Below are 4,671 nucleotides of genomic sequence, written 5' to 3' on the forward strand. Positions count from 1 at the left end.
CTGCTGCTGCCGCCCACCGCGGCGCTGGCCCGCGCCCGGCGGAGCCTTGCCGCGCTGCCGGGCGGCGGTGCGACGCCGCTGGCCAGCGGGATCGACGCCGCGCGGGACATGGCACTCGGCGCGCGGCGGCGGGGCAACCGGCCGCTGCTGGTGCTGCTGACCGATGGCGGGGCGAATATCGGCCGCGACCGGCAGCCGGGCCGCGCGGCGGCGGCGGCGGATGCGCGGGCGGCGGCGTCTGCCTGTGCCGCCGACGGAATTCCCGCCCTGGTGATCGACACGGCGCCGCGGCCGAACGCGTTCGCCGCCGAACTCGCCGGCGCGATGCGGGCGCGCTACCTGCCGCTGCCCTTTGCCGATGCGCGCGCGCTGAGCCGGGCGATCCGCACGGAGCAGGGCGCATGAGCGCCGCGCTCGCGCTGTGGGACCGGGTGTTCGACGCCGATGCGCCCGACTGGCAGACCGACGGGCGGGACTGGCCGAACCGGGCGGCGAGCCGCTTCGTGACCGCCGGCGGGCTGCGATTCCACGTTCAGGTGATGGGGGCGGGGCCGGTTCTGCTGCTGCTGCACGGCACCGGGGCGGCGACCCATTCCTGGCGCGCGCTGGCGCCGCTGCTGGCGCGGGATTTCACCGTGATCGCGCCGGATCTGCCGGGCCACGGCTTCACCGCGGCGCCGTTCTGGCCGCGCATGTCGCTGCCCGGCATGGCCGGGGCGATCGCGACATTGCTCGACGTGCTGGAGGCGCCGCCGGCGCTGGTGGCCGGGCATTCGGCGGGGGCGGCAATCCTGGCCGAGATGTGCCTGCAGGGGCGGATCGCGCCGGCGGGGCTGGTCAGCCTCAACGGCGCGCTGCTGCCGCTCAAGGGCGTTGCCGGGCAGGTGTTCTCGCCGCTGGCGCGGCTGTTCGCGCTCAACCCGCTGGTGCCGCGCGTGTTCGCCTGGCACGCGGCGGACAAGGCGGTGGTGGCGCGGCTGCTGCGCGGCACCGGATCGCGCATCGATGCGCAGGGGGCGGAATTCTATGCACGGCTGGCGCGGCGCAGCGGCCATGCGGGGGCGGCGCTGACGATGATGGCGAACTGGGACCTCGCACCGCTGGCCGCGGCGCTGCCGCGTCTCGCACCCAGGCTTTTGCTGATCGTGGGGGCGGCGGACCGCTCGATCCCGCCGGCCGATGCGCGGGAGATCGCGCGTCTTGTGCCGGAGGCGCGGGTGATCGTGCTGCCGCGTCTCGGCCATCTCGCGCATGAGGAGGCGCCGGAGCCCGTCGCCGGGGAGATCGCCGGTTTCGCGCGCGAGATCGGGGTGCTGGCGGCATGAACGTGATCGCCCGTCAGGATGCGGGGCCGGAGGCGATGGCGAAGCGGCCGCATGCCATCGTGATCGGGGCGGGGTTCGGCGGGCTGGCCGCCGCGATCCGGCTCGGCGCGCGGGGCTGGCGCGTCACCGTGCTGGAGCGCTGCGAGCAGCCCGGCGGGCGAGCCTCGGTGTTCCGGCAGAACGGGTTCGTGTTCGATGCCGGCCCGACCATCATCACCGCCCCGTTCCTGCTGGAGGAACTCTGGGCGCTGGCCGGCGGGCGGATGGCCGACGATGTCGATCTCCGGCCGATCGACCCGTTCTACCGCATCCGCTTCGACGATGGCTCGCATATCGACTGCTCCGGCGATCATGACGCGATGTGCGCGGAGATCGGCCGGCTCGCGCCCGGCGATGTCGCCGGCTACGAGCGCTTCATCGCGATGACCGAGGAGATCTACCGGATCGGGTTCGAGCAGCTCGGCCACGTGCCGTTCGGCCATTGGACCGACATGGCGCGCATCCTGCCCGACCTCGTGCGGCTATCGGGCCATCGCAGCGTGCACGGGCTGGTCGCGCGGCATGTGCGCGATCCGCGGGTGCGCGCGGCGCTGAGCTTCCATCCGCTGCTGGTCGGCGGCAATCCGTTCCGGGTCAGCGCCATCTACGCGCTGATCCTGCATTTGGAGCGCCGGCATGGCGTGCATTTCGCGATGGGCGGGACCGGGGCGATCGTCGCCGGGCTGGCGCGGCTGATCGAGCGGCAGGGCAACCGCATCCGCTGCAACACGCCGGTCGACCGGATCCTCGTGCGCGAGGGGGCGGCCTGCGGCGTCGAACTCGCGGATGGCAGCCGGATCGCGGCGGATATCGTGGTCTCGGACGCCTGCACCGGGTTTACCTATGGCCACCTGCTGCGCGGGGTGGCGCGGCGGCGCTGGACCGACCGCAAGCTCGCCGCGGCGCGCTACTCGATGGGGTTGTTCGTCTGGTATTTCGGCACCAACCGGCAGTTCGGCGAGGTGCCGCACCACACGATCGTGATGGGGCCGCGCTATCGCGGGCTGCTCGACGATATTTTCGAGAAGAAGCGCCTGGCGCCGGACATGAGCCTCTATCTGCACCGGCCGACGGCGACCGATCCGGCGCTCGCGCCCGCGGGGTGCGACGCCTTCTATGCGCTGGCGCCGGTGCCGCATCTGGGCGGCGGCCAGGATTGGGCGCGCGAGGCCGAGGCGTTCCGCCAGCGCGTCGAGCGGCGGCTGGAGGAGACGGTGATGCCGGGGCTTGGCGGGCACATCGTCACCTCGCGGGTGATGACGCCGCAGGATTTCGCCGCGCGCTACGATTCGACCTGGGGCGCCGGCTTCGGGATGGAGCCGGTGCTGACCCAGAGCGCCTGGTTTCGCCCGCACAATGCGAGCGAGGAAGTGCGCAACCTGTTCCTGGTGGGCGCGGGCACCCATCCCGGCGCCGGGGTGCCGGGCGTGCTCTCGACCGCCCGGGTTCTCGATACGGTGGTTCCCGATGCCAATGCGTTCGTCTGATCCCGACATCGCCGCCTGCGCGGCAAGGCTGCGGCGCGGCTCGGTCAGTTTCCACGCCGCCTCGCGCCTGCTGCCGGCGGAGGTGCGCGCCGCGGCGACCGCGCTCTACGCCTTCTGCCGCGAGGCCGACGACGCGGTCGACCTTGCCGCCGACAAGCCAGCCGGGGTTGCGGCGATATCGGCGCGGCTGGAGGCGATCTGCCGGGGCGCGCGGCTCGATGATCCGGTCGATCGCGCGTTTGCCGCGACCATCGCCCGGCACGGGATCCCGCATGCGCTGCCCGAGGCGCTGATCGAGGGGCTGGCCTGGGACGCGGCGGGGCGGCGCTATGCCACGCTGGCGGAGCTGCGCGCCTATGCGGCGCGGGTGGCGGGGTCGGTCGGGGTGATGATGGCGATGCTGATGGGCGCGCGGGACGAGGCGAGCCTTGCCGCCGCCTGCGATCTCGGCCTCGCGATGCAGCTGACCAACATTGCCCGCGATGTCGGCGAGGATGCGGCCGAGCGCCGGCTCTATCTGCCGCTGGACTGGCTGGACGAGGCGGGGCTGGAGCCCGAGCGGTTCCTCGCCCGCCCGGCTTTCACTCCGGCGCTGGCACAAGTGATCGGGCGCCTGCTGGAGGAGGCCGAGCGGCGCTATGCGGCCGCCGGGCGCGGCATTGCCGCGCTGCCGCTGGCCTGCCGGCCCGGCATTGCGGCGGCGCGGCGGATCTATCGCGAGATCGGCCGGCTTCTGGCGGCGAACGGGCTCGACTCGGTCTCCACCCGCACCCGCGTTTCCGGCCGGCGGAAGCTCGGGCTGGCAGCACTCTCGCTGGCCGATGCCGCGACCGCCGGGCTCTGGGCGCCGCTTGCCGCATCGCCGCCGCCCTGCCCGGAAGTGCGGTTCCTGATCGATGCGGCGGCGGCATCCGGCGGCGAGACGGTGGGGGCGGCAGCGCGGGTGATCCTGCTGATCGACCGGTTGGAACGCGAGGAGCGCGCGGCGCGGATGAGGGCGGCCGGGGCGCGCCGCCCGCTCGTCTGCGGTGCGGCGGAGCCGGCGTGATGGAAAAAGTGTGATGGAAGCGTGGGCCAGCCACTATGCGACCTTCCTGGAGTTTTCCGGCATCGACGTGCTGGTGCTGGCCGCCGCGGTCTGGTCGCTCGTGTCGGTGCGGCGGAGCCTGCGGCGGGACCGCGAGCGCGACGGCTCCTAGAGCACGTTCCGATCGTTTCGGATCGGATGTCGTGCTCTATCCTGTTGATAAACAGAGCATCTTTATCCGATCAGATGACTCCATCTGATCGGATGATGCTCTAGGTTCCGTACCTATTGCCATGACTACGGGAGTTTTGATTCAAGTCTCTACGGAGGGTTTGGATCATGGCGGAATTATTCTGGCTGAACGACGCGCAATGGGCTGCGATCGAGCCGCTGTTGCCCAAGCTCGGCGGCAAACCGCGGGTGGACGATCGCCGGGTTCTGAGTGGCATCCTGCATCGCTTTCGCGAGGGCTTGCGGTGGCGCGCACTTCCGGAGGCTTATGGGCCGCGGACCACGGTGTTCAACCGGTTCAACCGCTGGAGCCAGCGTGGCCTCTGGCAGGAGATCTTCGCGGCCCTTGTCGCCTGCGCGGATCCCCCGCGCATCGCCATGGTGGACAGCACCTCGGTTCGGGCACATCGCGCGGCCGCGGGCGGTAAAGGGGGGCGCAAAGCCAGGCCATCGGCCGGTCGAGGGGTGGACGGACGACCAAGATCCACGCCGTCGCGGATGACCTGGGCGCATCGCCGCCGTCCTCCTGACGCCGGGACAGGCCTCCGATATCAGTGGCGCC

4 protein-coding genes and 2 pseudogenes are annotated in these 4,671 nt (G+C 72.3%); all 6 read left to right on the forward strand.

The features are described 5' to 3' along the window. Positions 1-405, forward strand: a pseudogene (gene bchD / locus RT91_RS22025) (magnesium chelatase ATPase subunit D); the annotation flags it as partial. Then, on the forward strand, positions 402-1,325 hold the full coding sequence (gene bchO, locus RT91_RS17610) for an alpha/beta fold hydrolase BchO (protein ID WP_035188854.1): 924 nt from the start codon (positions 402-404) through the stop codon (positions 1,323-1,325). The pseudogene bchD and the gene bchO, both read left to right, overlap by 4 nt. Continuing rightward, positions 1,322-2,851, forward strand: a complete 1,530-nt coding sequence (gene crtI / locus RT91_RS17615; RefSeq protein ID WP_035188856.1) for a phytoene desaturase family protein — start codon at positions 1,322-1,324, stop codon at positions 2,849-2,851. Before bchO ends, crtI begins: the two co-directional genes overlap by 4 nt. Further along, positions 2,832-3,899, forward strand: a complete 1,068-nt coding sequence (locus RT91_RS17620) for a phytoene/squalene synthase family protein (RefSeq protein WP_050807189.1) — start codon at positions 2,832-2,834, stop codon at positions 3,897-3,899. The genes crtI and RT91_RS17620 overlap by 20 nt, the downstream gene beginning before the upstream one ends. Positions 3,900-3,912: 13 nt before the next feature. Then, positions 3,913-4,050, forward strand: coding sequence for a hypothetical protein (locus RT91_RS22030; protein ID WP_154653538.1), 138 nt, complete (start codon positions 3,913-3,915; stop codon positions 4,048-4,050). Positions 4,051-4,217: 167 nt separating this feature from the next. Continuing rightward, positions 4,218-4,618: pseudogene (locus RT91_RS20865) on the forward strand (IS5 family transposase); the annotation flags it as partial. Between the last annotated feature and the right edge of the window lie 53 nt (positions 4,619-4,671).

The organism is Acidiphilium sp. JA12-A1 (assembly GCF_000724705.2).
Taxonomy (GTDB): Bacteria; Pseudomonadota; Alphaproteobacteria; order Acetobacterales; family Acetobacteraceae; genus Acidiphilium; species Acidiphilium multivorum.

Bases quoted from the DNA above. Each gene is read 5' to 3' on its own strand.
- bchO (WP_035188854.1), top strand. From the start codon at position 402: ATGAGCGCCGCGCTCGCGCTGTGGGACCGGGTGTTCGACGCCGATGCG.
- crtI (WP_035188856.1), top strand. From the start codon at position 1,322: ATGAACGTGATCGCCCGTCAGGATGCGGGGCCGGAGGCGATGGCGAAG.
- RT91_RS17620 (WP_050807189.1), top strand. From the start codon at position 2,832: ATGCCAATGCGTTCGTCTGATCCCGACATCGCCGCCTGCGCGGCAAGG.
- RT91_RS22030 (WP_154653538.1), top strand. From the start codon at position 3,913: ATGGAAGCGTGGGCCAGCCACTATGCGACCTTCCTGGAGTTTTCCGGC.